The organism is Streptomyces sp. adm13(2018) (assembly GCF_008042145.1).
Classification (GTDB): domain Bacteria; phylum Actinomycetota; class Actinomycetes; order Streptomycetales; family Streptomycetaceae; genus Streptomyces.
In genome coordinates this window covers 13182-32457 of record NZ_RDBH01000056.1, presented here as the reverse complement: position 1 = coordinate 32457, position 19276 = coordinate 13182, and the positions used below count along the sequence as shown (strand labels likewise).

The 19276-nt window shown below is 68.0% G+C and carries 16 protein-coding genes; 7 read left to right on the top strand and 9 right to left on the bottom strand.

The window, feature by feature from the left end; all coding sequences use genetic code 11:
- From EAO70_RS04635 to EAO70_RS04615, 5 genes are all read right to left on the bottom strand, one after another.
- A partial coding sequence (locus EAO70_RS04635) for an SCO6880 family protein (RefSeq protein ID WP_410091042.1) occupies nucleotides 1–1448 on the bottom strand: 1448 nt, incomplete at its 3' end.
- A 134-nt stretch (nucleotides 1449–1582) separates the two neighbouring features.
- Nucleotides 1583–2980 carry a type IV secretion system protein gene (locus EAO70_RS04630; protein WP_148001728.1) on the bottom strand — a complete coding sequence of 466 codons (1398 nt, stop codon included), beginning with the start codon at nucleotides 2978–2980 and terminating at the stop codon, nucleotides 1583–1585.
- 27 nt (nucleotides 2981–3007) lie between these two features.
- Complete coding sequence (locus EAO70_RS04625) at nucleotides 3008–3697, bottom strand: hypothetical protein (protein WP_148001727.1); 690 nt, start codon at nucleotides 3695–3697, stop codon at nucleotides 3008–3010.
- Nucleotides 3697–4005: a DUF6112 family protein gene (locus EAO70_RS04620; protein WP_030581509.1), complete on the bottom strand. Its 309-nt coding sequence runs from the start codon at nucleotides 4003–4005 to the stop codon at nucleotides 3697–3699. Before EAO70_RS04620 ends, EAO70_RS04625 begins: the two co-directional genes overlap by 1 nt.
- Nucleotides 4006–4096: 91 nt before the next feature.
- A complete protein-coding gene (locus EAO70_RS04615) occupies nucleotides 4097–5242 on the bottom strand; it encodes a C40 family peptidase (RefSeq protein ID WP_148001726.1) in 1146 nt (381 codons plus the stop codon).
- Between the two features lie 579 nt (nucleotides 5243–5821).
- On the opposite strand from EAO70_RS04615, the gene EAO70_RS04610 reads away from it, so the two are divergent.
- Nucleotides 5822–6568, top strand: coding sequence for a DNA-methyltransferase (locus EAO70_RS04610; RefSeq protein ID WP_148001725.1), 747 nt, complete (start codon nucleotides 5822–5824; stop codon nucleotides 6566–6568).
- 96 nt (nucleotides 6569–6664) lie between these two features.
- On the opposite strand, the gene EAO70_RS04605 is transcribed toward EAO70_RS04610, so the two are convergent.
- Both EAO70_RS04605 and EAO70_RS04600 read right to left on the bottom strand, forming a co-directional pair.
- The gene (locus EAO70_RS04605) at nucleotides 6665–7600 is read right to left on the bottom strand and encodes a DUF5655 domain-containing protein (protein WP_187283723.1); all 936 of its coding nucleotides are present in this window, start codon (nucleotides 7598–7600) and stop codon (nucleotides 6665–6667) included.
- A 73-nt stretch (nucleotides 7601–7673) separates the two neighbouring features.
- Entirely contained in the window at nucleotides 7674–10127 is a 2454-nt protein-coding gene (locus EAO70_RS04600) for a WD40 repeat domain-containing protein (protein ID WP_148001724.1), read from the bottom strand.
- 200 nt (nucleotides 10128–10327) lie between these two features.
- Here EAO70_RS04600 and EAO70_RS04595 point away from each other — a divergent pair, with 200 nt between their 5' ends.
- From EAO70_RS04595 to EAO70_RS38865, 3 genes are all read left to right on the top strand, one after another.
- On the top strand, nucleotides 10328–10561 hold the full coding sequence (locus EAO70_RS04595; RefSeq protein ID WP_148001723.1) for a hypothetical protein: 234 nt from the start codon (nucleotides 10328–10330) through the stop codon (nucleotides 10559–10561).
- A 403-nt stretch (nucleotides 10562–10964) separates the two neighbouring features.
- Entirely contained in the window at nucleotides 10965–12290 is a 1326-nt protein-coding gene (locus EAO70_RS04590) for a DNA cytosine methyltransferase (protein WP_148001722.1), read from the top strand.
- Complete coding sequence (locus EAO70_RS38865) at nucleotides 12287–13063, top strand: very short patch repair endonuclease (RefSeq protein WP_261992664.1); 777 nt, start codon at nucleotides 12287–12289, stop codon at nucleotides 13061–13063. The genes EAO70_RS04590 and EAO70_RS38865 overlap by 4 nt, the downstream gene beginning before the upstream one ends.
- A 6-nt stretch (nucleotides 13064–13069) precedes the next feature.
- Here EAO70_RS38865 and EAO70_RS04580 read toward each other — a convergent pair whose 3' ends face one another.
- Nucleotides 13070–13258, bottom strand: a complete 189-nt coding sequence (locus EAO70_RS04580) for an AbrB/MazE/SpoVT family DNA-binding domain-containing protein (protein WP_030882202.1) — start codon at nucleotides 13256–13258, stop codon at nucleotides 13070–13072.
- Between the two features lie 233 nt (nucleotides 13259–13491).
- Here EAO70_RS04580 and EAO70_RS04575 point away from each other — a divergent pair, with 233 nt between their 5' ends.
- From EAO70_RS04575 to EAO70_RS04565, 3 genes are read left to right on the top strand one after another with little or no spacing between them, the layout of a single operon-like run.
- Complete coding sequence (locus EAO70_RS04575) at nucleotides 13492–15837, top strand: ATP-binding protein (protein ID WP_148001721.1); 2346 nt, start codon at nucleotides 13492–13494, stop codon at nucleotides 15835–15837.
- A gap of 10 nt (nucleotides 15838–15847) precedes the next feature.
- Entirely contained in the window at nucleotides 15848–17506 is a 1659-nt protein-coding gene (locus tag EAO70_RS04570) for a DEAD/DEAH box helicase family protein (protein ID WP_148001720.1), read from the top strand.
- Nucleotides 17507–17511: 5 nt separating this feature from the next.
- A complete protein-coding gene (locus tag EAO70_RS04565) occupies nucleotides 17512–18168 on the top strand; it encodes a hypothetical protein (protein WP_148001719.1) in 657 nt (218 codons plus the stop codon).
- A gap of 582 nt (nucleotides 18169–18750) precedes the next feature.
- Here EAO70_RS04565 and EAO70_RS04555 read toward each other — a convergent pair.
- On the bottom strand, nucleotides 18751–19230 hold the full coding sequence (locus EAO70_RS04555) for a winged helix-turn-helix domain-containing protein (RefSeq protein WP_187283720.1): 480 nt from the start codon (nucleotides 19228–19230) through the stop codon (nucleotides 18751–18753).
- Nucleotides 19231–19276 lie beyond the last annotated feature (46 nt).

Genomic DNA, 19276 nt, shown 5'->3' with positions numbered 1-19276 from the left:
ACCCCAAGGCCCTCACGGCGCTGGACCGGTGGTCCACCGCCGGCCGTCCCGAGGCCGAGCCCGCAGCCGCCGGCGGCGGTCTCCACGACCGCGCAGGCGGTGCGGAGTTCGTCCTCGGAGTCGGCAGAGACGGTCAGCAGCCCGGTGAGGGCGACATCGGCGTGGCCCGCGATGAGCTGGCGTTCGCGGGACTTGATGTCCTGGTACTCGATCGAGTCCGCCTCGGAGTCGACCTGGCCGCGCCGGGCTCGCTCGGCGGCATCGGCGATCACGCTGGCCTTCTTGCGCTGGACGTCGCGCAGGGCGGCGTCCAGTCCCTTCGGCTCGTAGGAGAGTGACAGTGTGCGCCGGACGCCGCCGGTGAACAGGAGCTGGTGCAGGAAGCCGGCCGACGTTTCGGTCCTCGGCCAGTTCTCCACCCAGTACGTGGCGTGGACGGCCGAGTCGGTCGCGATGTGGTCCGCCTTCTCGACGACCACGACGGGGCCGGCGGCTGCGGGCTCGGCCTCGGGACGGCCGGCGGTGGACCACCGGTCCAGCGCCGTGAGGGCCTTGGGGTCGTAGGCGGTGCGCACGACGGCGGCGATCTCGCGGGCGGTGAGCCAGCCGGTGGGGTTGAGCCCGGCGGTCCGCGCGGCCTGGTCGAAGGTGGAGGTCAGCTGCGCCAGGACGCTGAAGGCCCCGGTCAGACCGCCGCCCGCCTGGTTGATGAGTCGCCGCGCGGCTTTGGTGTCCAGCGCCACCGCGACGTACGCCTCGTGGGGAGCCGCCGCCGGGCCCGCGCTCTGGACCAGCTCGCTGTAGATCGGGGCGGCCGTGGGGGCGTGGGGCCGGCCGTGCTCTTCCCAGTAGCGGCGAAGCGCGTCGCCGGAGTCCGGGACGGTGCGCTCGATCACCTGGATGCGGGCGATCTGCCCGGTACGGGCCAGCGCGGCCAGTGTGCGTCCCCAGCCGTTGACGTTGGCCTGCTGGGTGCCCGGGTCGAGCAGCGCGTAGGCGCGGGAGGAGACCTTGACCACGGCGGTCAGCGTGCCGCTGTGAGGATCGTGGACCGCACCGTACCTACCGTCGGGGGCGGTGACCACGCGCAGGCTGGCGGCGGTGCCGGGAAGGTGAAGCAGTCCTGCGCGGGTCGGCCGACGGGAGGGCCGGGTGAGCCAGACCAGCTGGCCGCGCATCCGCCGCAGGACGTACCGGGTGACGATCGGAGCCCAGTCCGCCAGGGCACGGCCACGGTGGCGGACGAAGACGAACAGGGCGATGACGGCCCACAGCGGGATGAGCTGGAGAGCGCCGACCACGCCTCGAGTGAGGACGACGGCGAGAAGGAGAAGGCCGGTGAGGCCGGCGACGAACAGCTGCGGGGCGGTCAGGCCGAGCAGGATGCCGCGCCTGCTGCGGTGGGGGAACTTCACGGTGGCTGTAGGGGCCTGGTGCTTGCCGGACATGGTGGTTCCAGACGGTGGTTGCGGGCGGAGGACGGGGCGCGCGCGGCGCTCTTCTGGAGGTCATGAGGGACTCCTCTGCTGGTCGGTCGGGGTGGGGCGGGCCGTGGTGTACGGCCCGCCCCGGGGGTGATGGGTCAGGAACCCGACGGCGGCTGGGTGGGGAACACCCAGTTCGTCGGCGTCGGGGAACCGGTGGCCGACGGTCCGGCGGGAGGCGGCGGCGCAGTCGCGGGGCCGGCAGGCGGCWGGGAGGTCATGCTGCCGCCCGGTGCCGACGCGCCGACGCGATGGTCGGAACTGCCGGTGACGCCGTGGACGAGCGCCTCGGGCCCTTCCGCTTCGTCCGCACCGGGACGCGTGATCAGCGGTGGGATCCCGGGCCGCTGGATCAGGGCACGGCCCTTGTCGCCGGTCGCGTTCGGGTCCTCGCCGTACCGGAAGCGGGTCTGCTGCCTGAGCGGACCGGCGTCGATACCCTCCTTGCTGAGGCTGCCGCCGGCGGGATTGATGCCGGAGGCGACGCCATCGGCGCCCGCACCAGGGACCTTGTTCGGGCCCTGGGGAGCAGGAGCACCGGTGCCGGCCTGCATCGCCAGGGTGGCCGCGGTCTTCGCCGCCCCGGCGGCGACCGCCATGCCGGCGACGCCGGTGCGGTGCAGGTCGTCGTGACCGCCGCCGTCGCTGGCCCAGTGCACGAACTTGTACGTCGCGTACGGGCAGAGCAGCACGAGGACCATCACGACGATGCCCGCCATCGCGTCGGACAGCGCCGCCATGCCGTCGTCGGCGTCGCTCTTGCCCATGGCGGAGACGCCGATCAGGAAGACCACGGTCATCAGGAGTTTGGAGACGACCAGGGTGGCGGTGGCCTCGATCCAGCCGCGCCGCCACCGCTTGGCGACCTCCCAGCCGCCGCCGGCCCCGGCGAACACGGCGAGCGAGACCATGATCAGCACGCCGACCTTGCGGGCGACCATGACGCCCCAGTAGAGGAAGGCGCCGATCGCGCACCCGAGGGCGACCAGGGCTGGGACGCCCCAGCCGAGGCCGTACATCGCCCCCAACTGGTTGACCTTCACCACGCGCCGGATCGCGTCGTCGACGGAGGTGTTGGCCGCTTGGAACAGTCCGTCGGAGAGGGCGTCGACCACGGTGATGGCGACGGTGGTGAAGGCGATGGCGGAGAAGCTGAACAGGACGCCGGTCATGGTGCCGAACGCGGCCTGAGCAAGAGCGCGTTCGTCGCGTCGCCAGGCCGCAGTCATGAGCTGGATGCAGAAGATGCCGACCGTCAGAGCGAGCCCTATGGGCAACAGGAGCTCGTAGTTGTCCCGGAACCATCCGGCGTTGAGGTCGATGGCGGTCGTCTCGTTGACGGCCTGGGCGGCGAGATCGGCCGCGCTGGCCGCCAGTTCACCCATCGACTTCGCGATCCACGCGCCGATGCCGTCCGTGACAGTTCCGGCGGGGTTGGTGGCGAAGTCGACGGCGCCGCACACCTTGTCCATCAGCGGGAAGTCGCAGACTCCCATGGCGATACCTCCTTTCCTGAAGGGGGATTAGGGCGCGACAGACGGCATGACGCCGACCAGGGCGCAGGGGTGGTCGGGCCGACACTGGACCGCGAGCGTGGTGGCACGGCTCTCCGCACCGCCGTCGGGCGAGCCCTTCCAGGCGATCGACTGCTTGCCGGAGACCGTGACGGCGTAGACGTACGCCTGGGTGATCGCCCCCGGGTCTTCCTGAAGGGCCCGGGTGAACGCGTTCGGGAAGTGCCCCTCGTACACCTTGGCTGTGGCGAACTGGCCGTTGGCGGCCATCTCCTTCCACAGCACCGCCGAGGGAACGACCTTGTCGACCGAGGCCGGGTCAGCGTACTTCGCCTCCGTGGTCAGCCACCCGCGCAGAGCTTTCCGCAGCTCGGGATGCGCGTACGCACGGGTGTCGTAGGACCACAGCGCTGCGGCGGCTGCCTTCCCGTACGCGATCGGGTCATGGGTCTTCGGCGGGACCGGCAGGGCACGAGGACGGGTGTACGGGGTGGACGACCCGGACGCCGAAGGGGCCGAAGAGGAGACCGTGGGTGAACTCGGTGGTGGAGCAAGGGCTTCGGAAGGGCCCCTGCCGTCGCGGGTGAGGTACGCGGCCAGGCCGGCGAGGCTGACGAGCACCGCCAGGGCGACGGTGCCGAGCAGCGCCCGGCGGCGCACGCGAGATGCGCCGCCGGGGTGGGTGGAGTGCTGAGCCATCAATGGACCTGCGTCCCCAGCGTGCTGAAGAAGGCCACCACACCGTTTGCCGCACCGAGCAGAAGGGCCGCACCGGCGGACACCAGCACGCCCTTCTTGCCGTTGGCCTCCGCCTGGTGGCCGCCGGAGTGGTGACCCCAGGCCCACACGCCCGCGCTGACGGCGAGGGCGCCGACCACGGCGACGAGCCCGAAGAGGTTGATCGAGCCCATCACCTGCTTGAGGACGGACAGACCCGGCAGACCGCCCTCGTTCGGCTTGATCCCGGGGTCGTAGGCAAGCTGAATGACCTGGTCGGCGAGATACATGGAGAACTCCAGTTCGATTGCGTGCACGCCAAAGCCCCGCTGGGGCGAAGCCGCGGTGCGCGAGGAAAGGGGGAGGGGGAAGAAGCGCCGGTCAGACGACTCGGCGGGCCGCGAGAATCCGCAGTTTCCAGGAGGCGAGGGTCGTGATGCGGACCACGTCGCCGGTGCGCGGGGCATGCACGATCAGACCCTGCCCGATGGCCATCCCGACGTGCTCGGGTACGGCGGCCGTCCCCTCGGTGAAGAGCAGGTCACCCGGTTGAAGGGCATCGACCGACACCGCCTTGCCCTCTTTGACCTGCGTGTACGTCGTCCGTGTCAGGGTGACCCCGGCGGCCTTGTACGCCTGCTGCATCAGGGAGGAGCAGTCGCACCGGCCCATGGCGTCCTTGCCGTGGGAGTCGGTGCAGGTCCCGCCCCACTGGTACGGCGTGCCGAGCTGCCCGAGCGCCCACCGGATCGCCGTCTGGACCTCCCGCGGAGCGTCGGCGGGGATCTTGTACTCGGCCGGCAGCGCGCCGGGCAGGATGGTGCCGAAGTCGGTCCCGTCCCCCTCGGCACTGCAACCGCCCGCGATACCGGGCGAAGGACTGCCGCTGCCGGCCGAGCCGGATGGCGAAGGGGCCGGTGACGCGCCACCTGCCTTCGGCAGCAGGGGCTCGATGGCCTTCTGCAGAGCGGTGGCCAAGGGTTCCCACTTGGCGTACGCCTCCGGGAAGCCCGACCGCTGCACGGCCTGGGCGGCCTGGGTGATCGACAGGGACTGCCAGCCTGAGACCTTCCGCAGTCCCTCGTAGAACTTGGTCGAGGCGTACACCGGGTCGAGGATCTCGTTCGCGGTGCCCCAGCCCTGCGAGGGCCGCTGCTGGAAGAGCCCCAGTGAGTCGCGGTCGCCGTAGGTCAGGTTCCGCAGGCCGCTCTCCTGCAGGGCGGTCGCCAGAGCCACGACCTGCCCGCGGGCCGGGATGTTCATCGCGACGCCGGTGGCCTGGATCGTCTTGGCGTTGGGCACCTGCTCGGCCGGGTCGTCCAGGCCCGGCACGGACACTGAACCCTTGTCACCGCCGTCCAGGATGGCCTTCACCTGGGTGGCGACGGCGGCGGTATCCACATCCTGTGCACCGCCGGTCGAGCAGGAGGCCGAGGCGGTCCCGGCCCCAATGGCGAGAATCGGAACGGCCAGCAGCAGCGGAGCGGTCGCGCAGAGACCGACGACGGCTCCGGTGGACTTCTTCATCGCCGCCGCCGTTCACCGAGGCGGCGGTGCCGGCCGGGTGACGGCGTCGGGTCGGGGCGCGGATGTATCAGGGCATGCTGCATCGCAGCGGCTCCTCGGTGTTCGTAGGAGGCGCGGTGCCGACTTCTCGTGCAAAGCCGCCGGCACCGCGCCGATGTGCATCCACCGCTCGGGTGGGCCCGGGTCAGAGGAGTTGGTAGCTCCCGGACGCCGTTCTCAGGTCACGCCCGGCAGCCAGCCGCGCTCGTAATCTCAGGCAGTACACCGGGGCTCCTGACGGCGTGCGAGAAGGAAGAGGACAACGTGCCTCGGATACCGCTCATATGGACGAGACGGCACGGAAAAGCACAGGTCAGCGGGGGTGGAGCGAGGCTCCTGCCCGGTGACAGGGCGAGACAGTAGACCGGGATTCCGGTCGCACCAAACGACTCTCGGACCGGGGCCCGCAGCACGGCCCGCCTCGTTGGGTACGGCCGGAGATCGCCATTAACCTCCAGCACAACCCCGCCCCGGAAGAGCTCCATTGAGCGCTGCCTGGAGCGGGCCCAGCCCCGCCATGCCCTGAGAGAGGCGCTTCCCATGAGCTACACGCTGCACCGAGGCGACGCCCTGACCGTGCTGAAGTCCCTTCCGGACGAGAGCGTCAACGCCGTGATCACCGATCCGCCGTACAACTCCGGCGGCCGTACGAGCTCGGAACGCACCGGACGGACCGCGCGCGCCAAGTACGTCACCAGCAGCAGCGCCCACGACCTCGCCAACTTCCCCGGCGAGAACCGCGACCAGCGCTCCTACCGCTCCTGGCTGACCGAACTGCTCACCGAGGCGTACCGAGCCTCGACCGAGCACTCAGTGGCCATGGTCTTCACCGACTGGCGCCAGGAACCGACAACGTCCGACGCCCTGCAGATGGCCGGGTGGACCTGGAGCGGCACCATCCCTTGGATCAAGCCCGCCAGCCGGCCCCGCAAGGGCGGGCCGAAGCAGGACTCCGAGTTCATCGTCTGGGGCGTCAAGGGATCCCTCGACAACACCCGCGACCTCTACCTGCCCGGCCACTACATCGCCTCCCAGCCCCGCAAGGACCGGGTCCACATCACCCAGAAGCCCGTCGAGATCATGCGGCAGCTCGTACAGGTCTGCCCGGAGGGCGGTACCGTCCTCGACCCGTTCACCGGCAGCGGCTCCACGGGCGTCGCGGCCCTCCGGGAAGGCCGGAAGTTCGTCGGCGTCGAACTGTCCCCGCATTACGCCGACATCGCCGAACGGCGCCTGCGCGCCGAGCTGGAACAGGATGACTTCGCCCTGGCCGGCCCGGAGGAGTGATCATGAGAACGAAGAGCCCGGGGCCAACGGGCCGCAGACGTCGAAGGGCGGCTGGAACATCGAGAAACCGATGCTCCAGCCTCCCTTTTACTTCTGTCAGGCTGCCTCAAACGCCCGCCGGATCAACGGCGCCGCCTTCTCCAGGTCCGCGGCCGAAGCAAGACGCACCTCCAGGTCCCCCGTCCCGAGATGCCCGACACCGCGCATGTCCCGGGTGAAGCCCTCCTCCAGCACGACCGCGTCCGGGTCGAGTCTGAGATAGACCAGGATCGCCTCGTGCTTCGGACGGAAGATCACCGACGCGACGTTCACCAGCCGCCGGTAGGCGATGTAATGCCGCAGCACCGCCACCTCGACCTCGCCCCACGCCGTGAGCGCCTCGTCCAGCTCCGCGTACAGGTCCCGCAGGGACTCCGGCACGAGGCCGGCACCCGCCGGCGAAGGCGTTGCCGCAGGTGTCGGCGCGCTGCCGACCACCGCGTCCCGCTCCCGGCTCCGCCGAGACGAAGCGGCGCTCGCTGAGCCGGGCGAGGAATCGACAAGCAGCAGACTCAGCAGGCCGCCCTCGAAGACCCGGTAGCGCACCAGGTCGATCTGCTCGGGCAGCCACTGCACGGCCACACGGTCGTGGTGGGAGAAGCCGGCCGCGATGCAGACCATCCGCGGACGCCGCCAGTCGATCGACTCTGCGGCCTCCGCCCCCAGCACCTTCCGGACCAGCGCCTCGAACTCGTGCTGCGCCGAACGCAGCCAGGACAGATACGAGACCGCCTGCGACAGCACCCCGCTGTCGGAGCCCCTCTTGAACTCGATCACGACTGGGCTGCCGTTCTCGTCCAGCCCCAGAGTGTCGATGCGGCCCCGGTGCCATGGACCGGTCGCGTACTCCGACGCCACGAACCGGATACCGAGCATCTGCTCCAGCCCGGCCTCGACCCGCCGCTGCAGCTCCACCTCCAGCGCCACCGTCGAACCGGACAGCTCGACATCCCGCCCGCCCGCGTCCCGCCGGAACAACATCAGCTCGGCCACCAGCGCCCCCTCCGTGATCTCTGCAGGGACCAATCAACGGGAGGCTCTGGGTATTCCGCCGTGCTTTCTTGGATCAACCTCGAGATCCGACGAAACTGCTCACCAATGGAGGCACCCACAACCGAACGGTGCAATCGACGCTCGCGGTGGCGAGCACGGAACTGTCCGGGGAGAAGGTGACTGCCGTCACGGCATCATGGTGGCCGGTGAGAGGCTCTCCCACGGGTTGGTGAGTGGACGGGTCCCAAAGGCGCACAGTGCGATCGCTGCTGGCCGTGGCGACCAGGCTGCCGTCGGGGGAGAAGGCCACCGCCGCGACGGCAGCACCGTGGCCGCTCAGGGGCTTTCCAACTGGTTGGTGGGTAGTCGCATCCCATAGCTGTATCGAGTGATCATCGCCGGCGGTGGCGATCAAGTTGCCGTCGGGGGAAAAGGCCACGGAGCTGACAGAGCCGCTGTGGCCGCCGAGGAGTTCGCCTGTTGATGTGCGACTGGCTGCGTCCCATAGCGGCACTGCGCCGGTATCGGTGGAGGTGGCGATCAACTTGCCATCAGGGGAGAAAGCGACCCCCGTTACGAGTCCGTGGTGGCTGATCAGCGGGTCGCCGGAAGGCTGCTGAGTAGTCGGCGACCACAGTCGTACGGCGCCACCGTCGTTGGCGACGGCGAGCAGGGTTCCGGTGGGGGAGAAGACCACCGATGTGATGGGGCCGAGGTGGTCGGCCAGCGGGCGACCTGCCGGCACTCGGGTGGCCGCGTCCCACAGGCGTACCGCGCCGCCGCGGTCCGCCGTTGCGATCAGAGCGCCGTCGGGGGAGTAAGCCACAGCCATTACCGAGTCACGGTGATTCGTCAGGGGCCTGCCGACTGATCGCCTGTCGGCCGGGTCCCAGAATCGCACCGTATCGTCGGCACTCGCTGTCGCGAGTTGGGTCCCGTCGGGGGAGAACATCACCGACCAGACCGCGTCGCGATGGCCGATCAGTGGAGCCAGGGAGAAACCTTCACCGTTCTTGAGCGCGGTGAGGACACTTCTACTGGCGAGACCCCGCGCGGTCAGAAGGTTGAGCCGAGCTCTCAGTTCGGTGTTCTCAGCGGTCAGGCTCTCGTGCGAGTCCTCGCCGTGACACGTACGCTGCGCCGGGACGGGTGCAGGCGGGGCCTCCTCGGCTTTCGATAGCCGTACCTTTTGATCATAACCAGCGGTGGCGAGCAGGCTTCCGTCCGGGGAGAACGTGACGGCCGTGGCGGAGCTGGTGTGGCCGGTGAGGGGTGCTCCGACGGCCTGGAGGGTGGCAGGGTCCCAAAGGCGAACCATGCCGTCGATGTCGGTGGTGGCGAGCAGGCTTCCGTCCGGGGAGAACGCGACGGCCGTGGCGGAGCCGGTGTGGCCGGTGAGGGGTGCTCCGACGGCCTGGTGAGTGGCCAGGTCCCAAAGGCGAACCATGCCGTCGTCGCTCGCGGTGGCGAGCAGGTCGCCGATGGGAGAGAAAGCCACTGCCCTGACGGGACCGGAGTGGCCCATCAAGGGCTTGCCAACTGTCTGGCGAGTTATGGGGTCCCAAAGACGCGCCATGCCGTCGAAGCCGGCGGTGGCGAACAGACCGCCGCCAGGGGAGAATCTCACCGCTGTGACGGGTCCGGTGTGGCCGATCAGCGGCTCTCCTACGGCTTCGAGGGTGTGACGATCCCAAAGGCGTACGGTGCGATCGAAGCTGGCGGCGGCCAGCAGATTGCCGTCGGGGGAGAACGCCACCTCCGTGACCGCCCTGTTCTTCGTGGTCAGGAGTGCCTTGACCTCCTTATGGGCGGCGGGATCCCAAAGGCGCACCTTGCCGTCGTCACAGGCAGTGGCAAGCAGGCTGCCATCAGGGGAGAACACGACTGACCTCATGATGCTGCTCTTGGGAACAGTCAGGGGCTCACCGACGGTTTGGTGGGTGGCGGGGTTCCAGAGAGTCACCACTCCGGCGGCGCTGGCGGTTGCCATCATGTCGCCATCGGGCCGGAAAGCTACTGACCATACGAAGCCCGAGTGGGGCAACACCGGTGGCGCGGGACGAAATCTCAGGCGTCGGCTGTTCTCCGTTGGCGTAGGCGAGTTCGTCAGGTTGGCTGGCGTATCGAGAGCTGGCGCGGTCGGTGAGGTGTCAACCGGGGCAGGTGCCCGCACCGGCTCGGAAGCCGAGGGTGCGTAGCGGACCTCGATGCGCAGCTGTTCGAGCCGGGTCCACTCCGTACGCCATGACTCGACTGCCGGATCATTGCGGCTAACTGGAGACCGGCGATCGCTGGAAAAACTCAGTATTGCCTGGACGAGGGCGATGAGGTAGTCGAGCCTGGGCAGGCGCTTTCCACCGAGGGCTTCACTGATCCCGGAGGGCGACAACGACTGCCCTTTGGGCGCGGCCCGGCTGATCTCGCGCTGGGTGGGGCGGCCGCAATCGACCTGCAACTTCCGGAGGTTGGCGGCGAAACCCTCGAGTTCGCGGTCGAACGCGGCCCTGGAAGCGTCCTCATGCGCCACGTACGTCCCCCCGATGGTCTGTGGGGCTCAGCGTAGGACGCTGGTTGCCGAACAGGACCGAATTTCGCCGAACACCACCGTACAGAGTGCGTGTTCGCTCGTTGTGCCATGCCGTACGGCGATGGCCGGCGGCGATCGAGTCTAACCGGGTTCGTTCGCGCTGTATGAGGCATGGCGGCTGGGGCTGGTGTGCTGGGCGCATGGATGAAATCGAAAAGACCACTCCGTCCCCGGCTCAGCGGGCTGCCCTCACGCACGACTCGGCGGAGGTGGCGTCCCCCCGGGATCGGGTTCTCGACCTCGTCGCGCTGCTGGTCCTGATCACGCTCTCGGCGGGTGTCTTCATGCTCGCCGGCCCCGAGGCGTTCACTGCGGTGACGAGCGTCGGTTTGGGCTTGTTCGCGGCCTGGCGTGGCAGGCCGCCGCGTTCGTGACCGCCCGGCCGTGGGAACGGCCGCTCGGCCCGCGGTCACCGAGCGCTATCGGGTTGATCGGCTGAGGGGATATCGGGAGGTGGCCGTCCGGCCGCCTCCCGTGTCCGTTGACCAGCACGCTCGCACGAGCCTGGAGGGGCGGACGGGACGTGTCGACTCCGTTGCGCGACAGCGTGCTCGGTGACCCAGGACCTGACGGCCGAGTCGACACCCGCGCGGGGCCGTGATCTGAGCCCTCCTTTCTGGTCTCGGACCCCCGGGCGACCTGCGGCTGAGCTCGATGAGGCCTCGGCCGGTGCATTGCTGGGAGCACCTGACCGAACCATCTTCGGCTACTCGTGAAAGTGACGTGATCCTCTCGACAGCGGTCACAGTGATCATATTTCCGCGGTATGCTTTCGCAATGGTTGAACTGCAAGAAGAGTCAAAGCGTGATCGCACCGGGGTCGAGCTGTTCGCGGGCGCGGGGGGCCTCGCCATGGCGGTCCACGGGGCGGGCTTCCGGCCATTGCTGTTCAACGAGTTCGCCCCGCGAGCGTGTCAGACCCTGGAGGCGAACGGGGCGAAGCCTCGGGGGGACGAGGAGCGCATCCCCGAGCCCGGGGAGCCGTGGCCGCTGGTGGCGGGCGATGTCCAGGACCTGGATATGCGCTATCTACGTGGTCGTGTCGACGTCCTCGCTGGCGGTCCGCCGTGCCAGCCGTTCAGCCTGGGTGGGATCGCCAAGGGGGACGAGGACAGGCGCAACATGTTCCCTCAGATGTTCAAGGCGATGCGCCAGATCCGGCCCAAGGCCGTCATCTGTGAGAACGTCGTGGGACTGCTCAGGCCATCGTTCAAGCCGTACCTCGACTACATCTTGCGCGAGATGGAGATGCCCTTCGAGCTACGAGATCCCGAGGTTCCTTGGCAGAAGCACGATGAGGCCCTCATCGAGGCCAGGCGCGGGACCGCCGGCGATCCGTCGGAGCGTTACAAGGTGGTGATGACGCGCGTTAACGCCGCCGATTACGGGGTCCCCCAGATCAGGCACCGCATCATCATCGTCGCCTTCCGGGAGGACCTTGGCGTCGACATCGACCAGTTCAACGAGGACGTGCTTCCCCAGTACTCCGAGCAGGCGCTATTCCGGTCCATGCTTGACGATTCCGACGACTCGTATTGGAAGCGTCATCCCGAAGTCCCCGATCACGTGCGCGCCCTGGCCGTGGCCAGGGCCAGGGCCGGGATCCGTAAGGACGTTTCACTCACTCCGGATGAATCGAAGCCCTGGCGCACCTTCCGGGACGCCATCGCCGGCATCGACGAGAACGAGGGCAAGCCCCTGCCGAAGGTCCCCTGGGACAGGCTCGACCGCAAGGAGTATCGCGCCGGCGGGTTCACCGATCACATTGGATGGCCCGGCGCTCGGATCTACAAGGGCCACACGCCCAATGAACTGGACCGTCCCGCCAAGACCGTGAAGGCCGGCGTGCATGGCGTCCCGGGCGGGGAGTCCGTGATGCTGACCGATGAGCTGGAGACCCCCGGAGGCGCTACCTACAGGCACAGGTACATGACTGTGCGCGAGACGGCCCGCGTCATGACTTTCCCCGACGATTGGAAGCTCGAAGGACCTCGTGGGGAGAAGATGCGGCAGCTGGGCAACGCGGTCCCGGTGAAGCTTGGCGCGGTATTCGCCAATGCGGTAGCGAAGGCCCTCGATACGGCGTCGGGGTCAAGGACGTGATCGATGTGGCGAAGCCACCTCAGAGCCGCTGGAACGACAGGCTGCCCCCCGATCGCGCCTGGAAAGGCCGGTCGGGAAGGACCCGGAAGGCACTGTCCGCCGAACAGGATAAGGCGGCGGGCGGTCGCCATCGGCGTGAGATTGACCTGGGTGACGGCCGCGTGGCTCACGCCTCGGTCTCATTGAGGGTCCTGCCCAAGACGCGGCGCATCCGTGCGTCACTGCGGTGGGGTGACGGGAGGAAGTCCCCGGAGCGCTATCTGGGTGAGGTCGAACACGACAGCCGTGAGGCCAACCTCGCTGAGGGATGGCGGCTGGCCTGGGCTAAGGGCCTCTTGAGGGCGGAGACGTTGCCCGAGGGCTCGACAGCCTCGACGCCGGCGGTCCGTGCCTCAATGAAAGGCAACCGTGGAAGGGATACGAAGCCCGAGAAGGCCCTCAGGTCCCTCCTCTTCAAGGGAGGGCTTCGCTACCGGGTCAACGCACCGCCGATCCAGGGCCTCCGGCGTAGCGCGGATGTGCTGTTCCCGAAGGCGCGAGTCGCGGTCTTCGTCGATGGCTGCTTCTGGCACGTCTGCCCAGAGCATCATCGACCAGCGACGAAGAACAAGGACTTCTGGGCGGGGAAGTTCGCCGAGAACCAGCGGCGGGACGCCGAGACCAACCGGATCCTGGAGGAAGCGGGCTGGACGGTCGTCCGGGCTTGGGAGCACGAGGCACCGGAGGAGGTGGCACGACGGGTCATCTCAGCGGTCCGGCGTGCGACCGGCTAGCTGCGGCTACAGCGCCTCGCCATGCAGTAGGTCGTCGATGGCGTCGGTCAACCTGCGCAGCACGATACGGCCGTCACCATCGCTGTACGCGAGGACGACACTCCCTGTGTCGAGACCGGCCTCGGCGAGAATCCCCAAGGGGATCTCCACCCGGCCGCTCGCATCGATGGTGACTTGCGCTGGTTCCCGGATCATGACGCGAGTCTCGCACGCGGTGAACCGCGGGGCGCTCCCCGGGACAGGGTGCGGAGTGGTTCCAGCAGGGGTTTCGAGATCTACGTCCCACGGGGACTGGTGCTGCCCATTAGGGTTGACGTCATGTTGGTGGATGCCCCGGGACCGGGGCCGGCGGGGGCGCCTAGACGCTGGTGGGCGCGCTTCGCGTCCGCCGGCCACGCATCTGTTCACGACGAAGACGGGGGCCGACTGTGACCGAGAACCAGTACATCAACGTCACGCCACACCCGCGCATCTTGGGTGTGCTTGGCGACATCGAGTTCTCTCACTGGCAGTGCCTGGCCGAGTTGATCGACAACTCCTTCGACGAGTTCCAGGCTGCTGGCGGAACGGTCGACCGGCCCTCGGTCGCGGTCTCGCTCCCCCCGGCCAATTCGCAGCGTGCGACGGCCGAGATCAAGGTGCAGGACAACGGGCGGGGCATGAGCCTGGATGCCGTCACCAACGCCATCAGCGCGGGCTGGACGAGTAACGGTCGACATGGTTCCCTCGGCCTGTTCGGCATGGGCTTCAACATCAGTACAGCCCGGCTCGGTCGGCGTACCACGGTACGCACCAGCCGGGCGGGCGATCCGGACTGGATCGAGGTGACCCTGGACCTGGCGCGGATCGCCAACTCCTCCAAGTACCAGGCACCGTACCGCTTGGTGCCTAAGACGAATCTTGACGAGCACGGCACCACAGTCACGATCGGTGAGCTCAAGCAGGACCAATACACCACGCTCTGTCGCCCTCAGACTCAGACCGTGATCCGGGAAAAGCTCGGAGACGTCTACAGCTACCTGCTGGCGGAGAAGGGCTTCCTGCTCACGCTCAACGGCAAGAAGGTCAGGCCACGCCTGCCCTGCGTCTGGGATGAGAAGCGGACAGTCACCCGCCAGGGCGTGGAGATCCATGCCGTACAGAGGATCGACCGTTCTCTGAGCCCCAAGAAGGCGTGCATGGCGTGCGGGTACTGGAGCACTGCCGACGCGGAGCAGTGTGAGGAATGCGGTCAGGACCGCCTGGAACTGCGGGAGCGCAGGATCTGGGGCTGGATCGGGATCCAGCGCTACCTTCACCGCACCGACTACGGGCTGGACTTCCTCCGCAACGGGCGCAAGATCATACTCAAAGACAAGCGTGTCTTCTTCTGGGAAGACGAGGACGGCATCGCGGAGCCGGATCCGGAGTACCCCATCGACTCCGGTGTCGTGAAAATGGGCCGGATCGTCGGTGAGATCCATTGTGACCACGTCACTCCGAACTATCAGAAGAACGCCTTCGAGTTCGAGACAGCCGAATGGCGTCAAGTCCTGCGCGAGGTCCGCGGGACCAGTCCCCTACGCCCCAAGATCGCCAAGAACCTTGGGCTGCCGGAGAACCGCAGCCCTCTCGCCCTGCTCTACGCGGGCTTCCGTCGCCAGGACCCGGGGCTCAACTACCTGATCCCCGGCGATGGACGTAACGCTATCCACGAGACGGCGGCGAAGTGGGCCGGGTTGATGCGGAAGGGCGACTACGACTACCAGACCGACGAGGTCTGGTACCGAGCCGCCTACCAGCACGACAACCCAATAGTGGTCGACCCGCAACCGGAGAACGACGACATCCTCCCTGGGTTCGGGGCTGGACTCCTCGACCTGGATGACGAGCCGGAAGGCGGTACTGCGCCGGGCGCGACAGCCCCGACCGCGGCTGGTCAAGAACTGCCCGAGGACGAGATCGCGCCGGCGGAAACGCTGGATCAGCGGCTCGAGCGATACCGAGACAGCGCCGACCCCATCGTGGACCTGACAGGCTCGTACTACCTTGAAGAATTGGGCCGGGTGGATCTGACGGCCTGGGCGGTCCGCGGACAGAACCTCGTCACCAAGGATGAGCGGCCCGCGCCTGTGATCGTCTCGATGGTCCGAGCCCCGAACCTGGACGTCTTCGTCGACACCGGCCACTCGCTCTTCCGCGAACATGGCGCGGACATGCGCGACCTGGCGCTCGTCGAGGTCGCGGAGTTCATGCGGGTACGGGCGAACACCGTGTCGATGCCCTTGAGTGAGATCGTGGCACAGCTCAAGAGCCACACCTCCAGCCCTCGACTGACGCCGGCGGCGACGGCGGAGGAATCCGAGAGGCTTCTGGAGCAGGTGCGCGTGGCGATGGTGACGCCCGTGTCGGCGAACCCGGCGGTGCACTGGCTCCTGCTCACGAAGGATGAACGAGCTGACGCCGAGCGCCGATTCGCGGTCGAGGCCGACGGAGCGTCCCCCTGGAACGACGCGATCTCCAGCGGTGAGTTCATGCGCTATGTCCCGGCCAGCGCCGTCATCCGCATCATCCAGGACTCCCCGGAGACATTCCTCGACGGGTGCGTCTTCAAGCGCGGGTACATCGCTCTGAGCGATCCCGGCGCTCGAGCGCTCGTCGTGGAGCGACTGATCAACCCCCTGGGGGACCTCGCGCTCCTGGAACAGCACCGTCCACGCCTGGACGTGGAGGAACTGGCCCGGATCAGGATCAGCTGCAGACTCATCGCGCGCGACCTCGCCGACAACACATAGGGAGAGCGGAATGCGATTCCTTGACGCCGCCTCCCTGCTGGACTCCGGCCCACTGCAGTTCCCTCGCCGCATTGAACGCCTCCTGTGGCACCTGGGCTTCTCTGATGTGTCCAACATCGACGGCTCCGGTGACGAGGGAGGCGACATCCTCGCTCTCCACAAGGGCGAGATCTGGGTGATCCAGTGCAAGTGGAAGCGACACGGAGCCGTAGGGGCCGACGCGGTGGACGAGGTCGCTCGCGCTCGGGACCACTATCGCGCCCACAAAGCCGTCGTCGTCACCAACACTCGCTTCAGCCCTGAGGCCCGGAAGCGGGTGGCGAATCTGGCACGCCTAGGCCCTGGGATCCTTCTGTGGGGCGGGACGGACCTGACGACCAGCTTCGACCGGGTACCGCGCCGCTTTGGGAGAGTGACGCCACGGCCGTACCAGGTCGAGGCACTCCAGGCACTGACCGACGATCTCGATGCCTCGGGTCGTGCGCTCCTCGTACTGGCCACCGGCCTGGGTAAAACGGTCGTTGGAGGCGAGGTGATCGCGGCGCACCTGCGACGCGTCCCCGAGGACCAGGTCCTGGTCGTCGCACACGCGAAAGACCTCGTCCAGCAACTAGAACGGGCGCTCTGGCGGCACCTACCCAAGGATGTCCCGACGCGGCTCCTCACGGGTGACACCCGCCCCGACGATCTCTCCGGCCTCACCTGCGCGACGGTCGGCTCGGCGTTGTCGGCCGCCCGATTCGGATACCGCCCAGGCCTCGTCATGATCGACGAAGCCCACCACGTGGGTGAGGAAGGCCAGTACGACGAGCTGCTGGAACTCCTCAGATCGGCAAGGCATCTGGGCGTCACGGCGACCCCATGGCGCGGTGACAAGCATGACATCACCCATCAGCTCGGCGCCCCCAGCTTCAGCCTGGGGATCGAGGAGGGTATGCGGCGCGGCTACCTCGCGCAGGTTGACTACCGCCTATTCGTCGACGACATCAACTGGGATATCGTCCGCGAGGCCAGTAACCACTCATACGGACTTGCCGAACTCAACGCCAAGCTCTTCCTGCCGCAGCGGGATGAAGCCATCCGCGACGAGCTGGCCACCGCATGGGCCGGCACGCGCACCCCCCGCGCCATTGTTTTCTGCCGGACTATCGAACATGCCGAGCGGCTCGCTGACATGCTGCGGCGCACGCCCCTTTGGTCAGGTGCCCTCGCCATCCACGCGGGACTTGCCAAGAGAGAGCGGCAGAACCGCCTACTCGCCTTCCGGGCCGGCGAAGTGCCCATCCTGACGGCGATCGACATCCTCAACGAGGGTGTGGATGTGCCGGACGTGAATATCCTCTGCTTCGCGCGAGTCACTCACTCCCGCCGTATCTTCGTTCAGCAGCTCGGGCGCGGCCTCCGCCTGCGCGAGGGAAAGGAGCGCGTCACGGTGTTGGACTTCGTCAGCGATCTCCGCCGCATCGCCGCCGCTCTCAAGCTCAAGCGCGCGCTTGAGGGGGATGGCGAGATCGAGACCCTTGCGAAGATCACCCCGTCGAACATCGACTTCAGCGACCAGAAGGTGGCCACCCTCATGGATGAGTGGATCAAGGACGCGGCCAGTCTTGAGACCGCGTACGACGAGCACCGACTCCAGTTCCCCGCCACCCGCGCCCCCCAGGAGTAATCACCGTGGCCTTGCAGCAGCTGCCCGCACCCATTCGCGAGCGCCTTCTCATCGAGATCTACCAGCAGGCCAACGACATGGACTGGGAGTTCTTGAGTCTCACCGAGAAGACGAACCAGTACCGGCGATGGATCGAGGACCCCAAGGTCGGCGGAGTCCTGCTCGCCTACGGGCCGGAGAAGGACGCCCGGGTCTGGATCAAGGATGTCCCCATGAAGGAGTACGCCCGAGCGCAGGAGGGGATCGGGAACTATGCCCGCTACGCGGTAAAACGATTCCAAGGGCCGGAGGAAATCGTTCGTGCGGCATGTGGCAGCGGCTGGGCGATGAAGCCCGATTCGGTGGGGGAGAAGCCGAACCACTGCTACGCCATCGCCGGCGGCGCCACTCGATACATTTGCTGGGGCCGCGCTGGGAACTTTCGTGACCTCGTATGGGCTGCGCTGAACGAGGCCATCGACTCGACGGAGCGGCCCGCGATCGTCATCACGACTCGCAACGGCGAGACTGTCTCCACGGCCGATCAGACGCGCCAGGAACGACTCGCACTGCGTTGCGGCGCCGACCTGCGTTATCTCCACCGCGAGATGGTGCCTAACCCCGACTACCTGGGGGCGGCGGGCGATGGCCGTGGTCAGTTGCAACCTACTCTCATGGACTAGCTACTCCAGCTGGACTTCGCTGTCTGACCTGCGGGTTTCGTGGGGCAGCCGAGTGGCCGGGAACGCTGTAGGTAGCGGCTGTGCCGGGCGGTTGCTGGCGTCGTCGACGCCAGTTCGACCATCTCATCGCGTGGAGTTGTCCTCGGCGTCGGCACAGGTGTGGGGGCGAGGGCGACAAGCCGCCGGGAGTCGACGAACCTCTGCCACTGTGAGCTCGACGGTCCACGTAGTGGCGGGCCCCGCTTACTCGGACGCGGGCGGCTCCAGCTCGGGCGCCTCCTCTTGCCCGACAGCGAGCCGCAGCCAGCGGGCCCCGCTCGCCGCGGTAGAACACCTTCATCTGCTCCAGGACCTCGATTAGAGCGGCGGTGTCGTAGCTGCCGGGCTTGAGGTGGAAGCACAACCGAGGCCCGCGGTCCGGGTCGGTGGCATGGTAGCCGAGGGCGCCGGCCATCGACGCGCGCTCCCAGTTCAGCCGGTGCCGCAGAAGCGGGGTGCGGCCGCAGGGTGCGTCGGTGCGGCGGACCTGCGGCAGCAGCGAGACGCCTGATTCGTCGAGGAAGACGATCCAGGCACGTGTGTTCACCGCCCCTTTTTGATCCGTGGCCACTCGTGCGCGATCCAGCGGGCGATCTCCGACTCGTCGCGCTCCACCGCCCGCCGTTCGGGCCGCTGCAGACTCCAACCGAGCCGACCGGTCAGCAGCCGCCACACCGAGGCCTTCGACAGCCTCACCCCCGTCACCCGTTCGGCCACCAGGCCGGCCCGCTCCAGGGTCCACAGATCAGCCTCGAAACCATGCGCCTGGGCGCCCCGCTCCAGCGCGGTCCGCACCCGCTCGACCTGGGCATCGTCCAGTTTGGGCGGGCGACCGGTGGCGGGGCGCCGGCGCAGAGCATCGGCGCCGTTCTTCTCCCAGACACGCTTCCACCGCCGCACGCTCTCCTTGCTGACCCCGAGCATCCGTGCGATCTCGGCACCCGAACGTCCCTGATCGAACAACTCGGCCGCCCGCACACGCCGGGCCTCGGCCAACTGCGGCCGCGTCAAAGGGAGGAACAACAGGCGAAGGCTTGAAAGACACCACAGCAGGGTCCCACCAACGAAT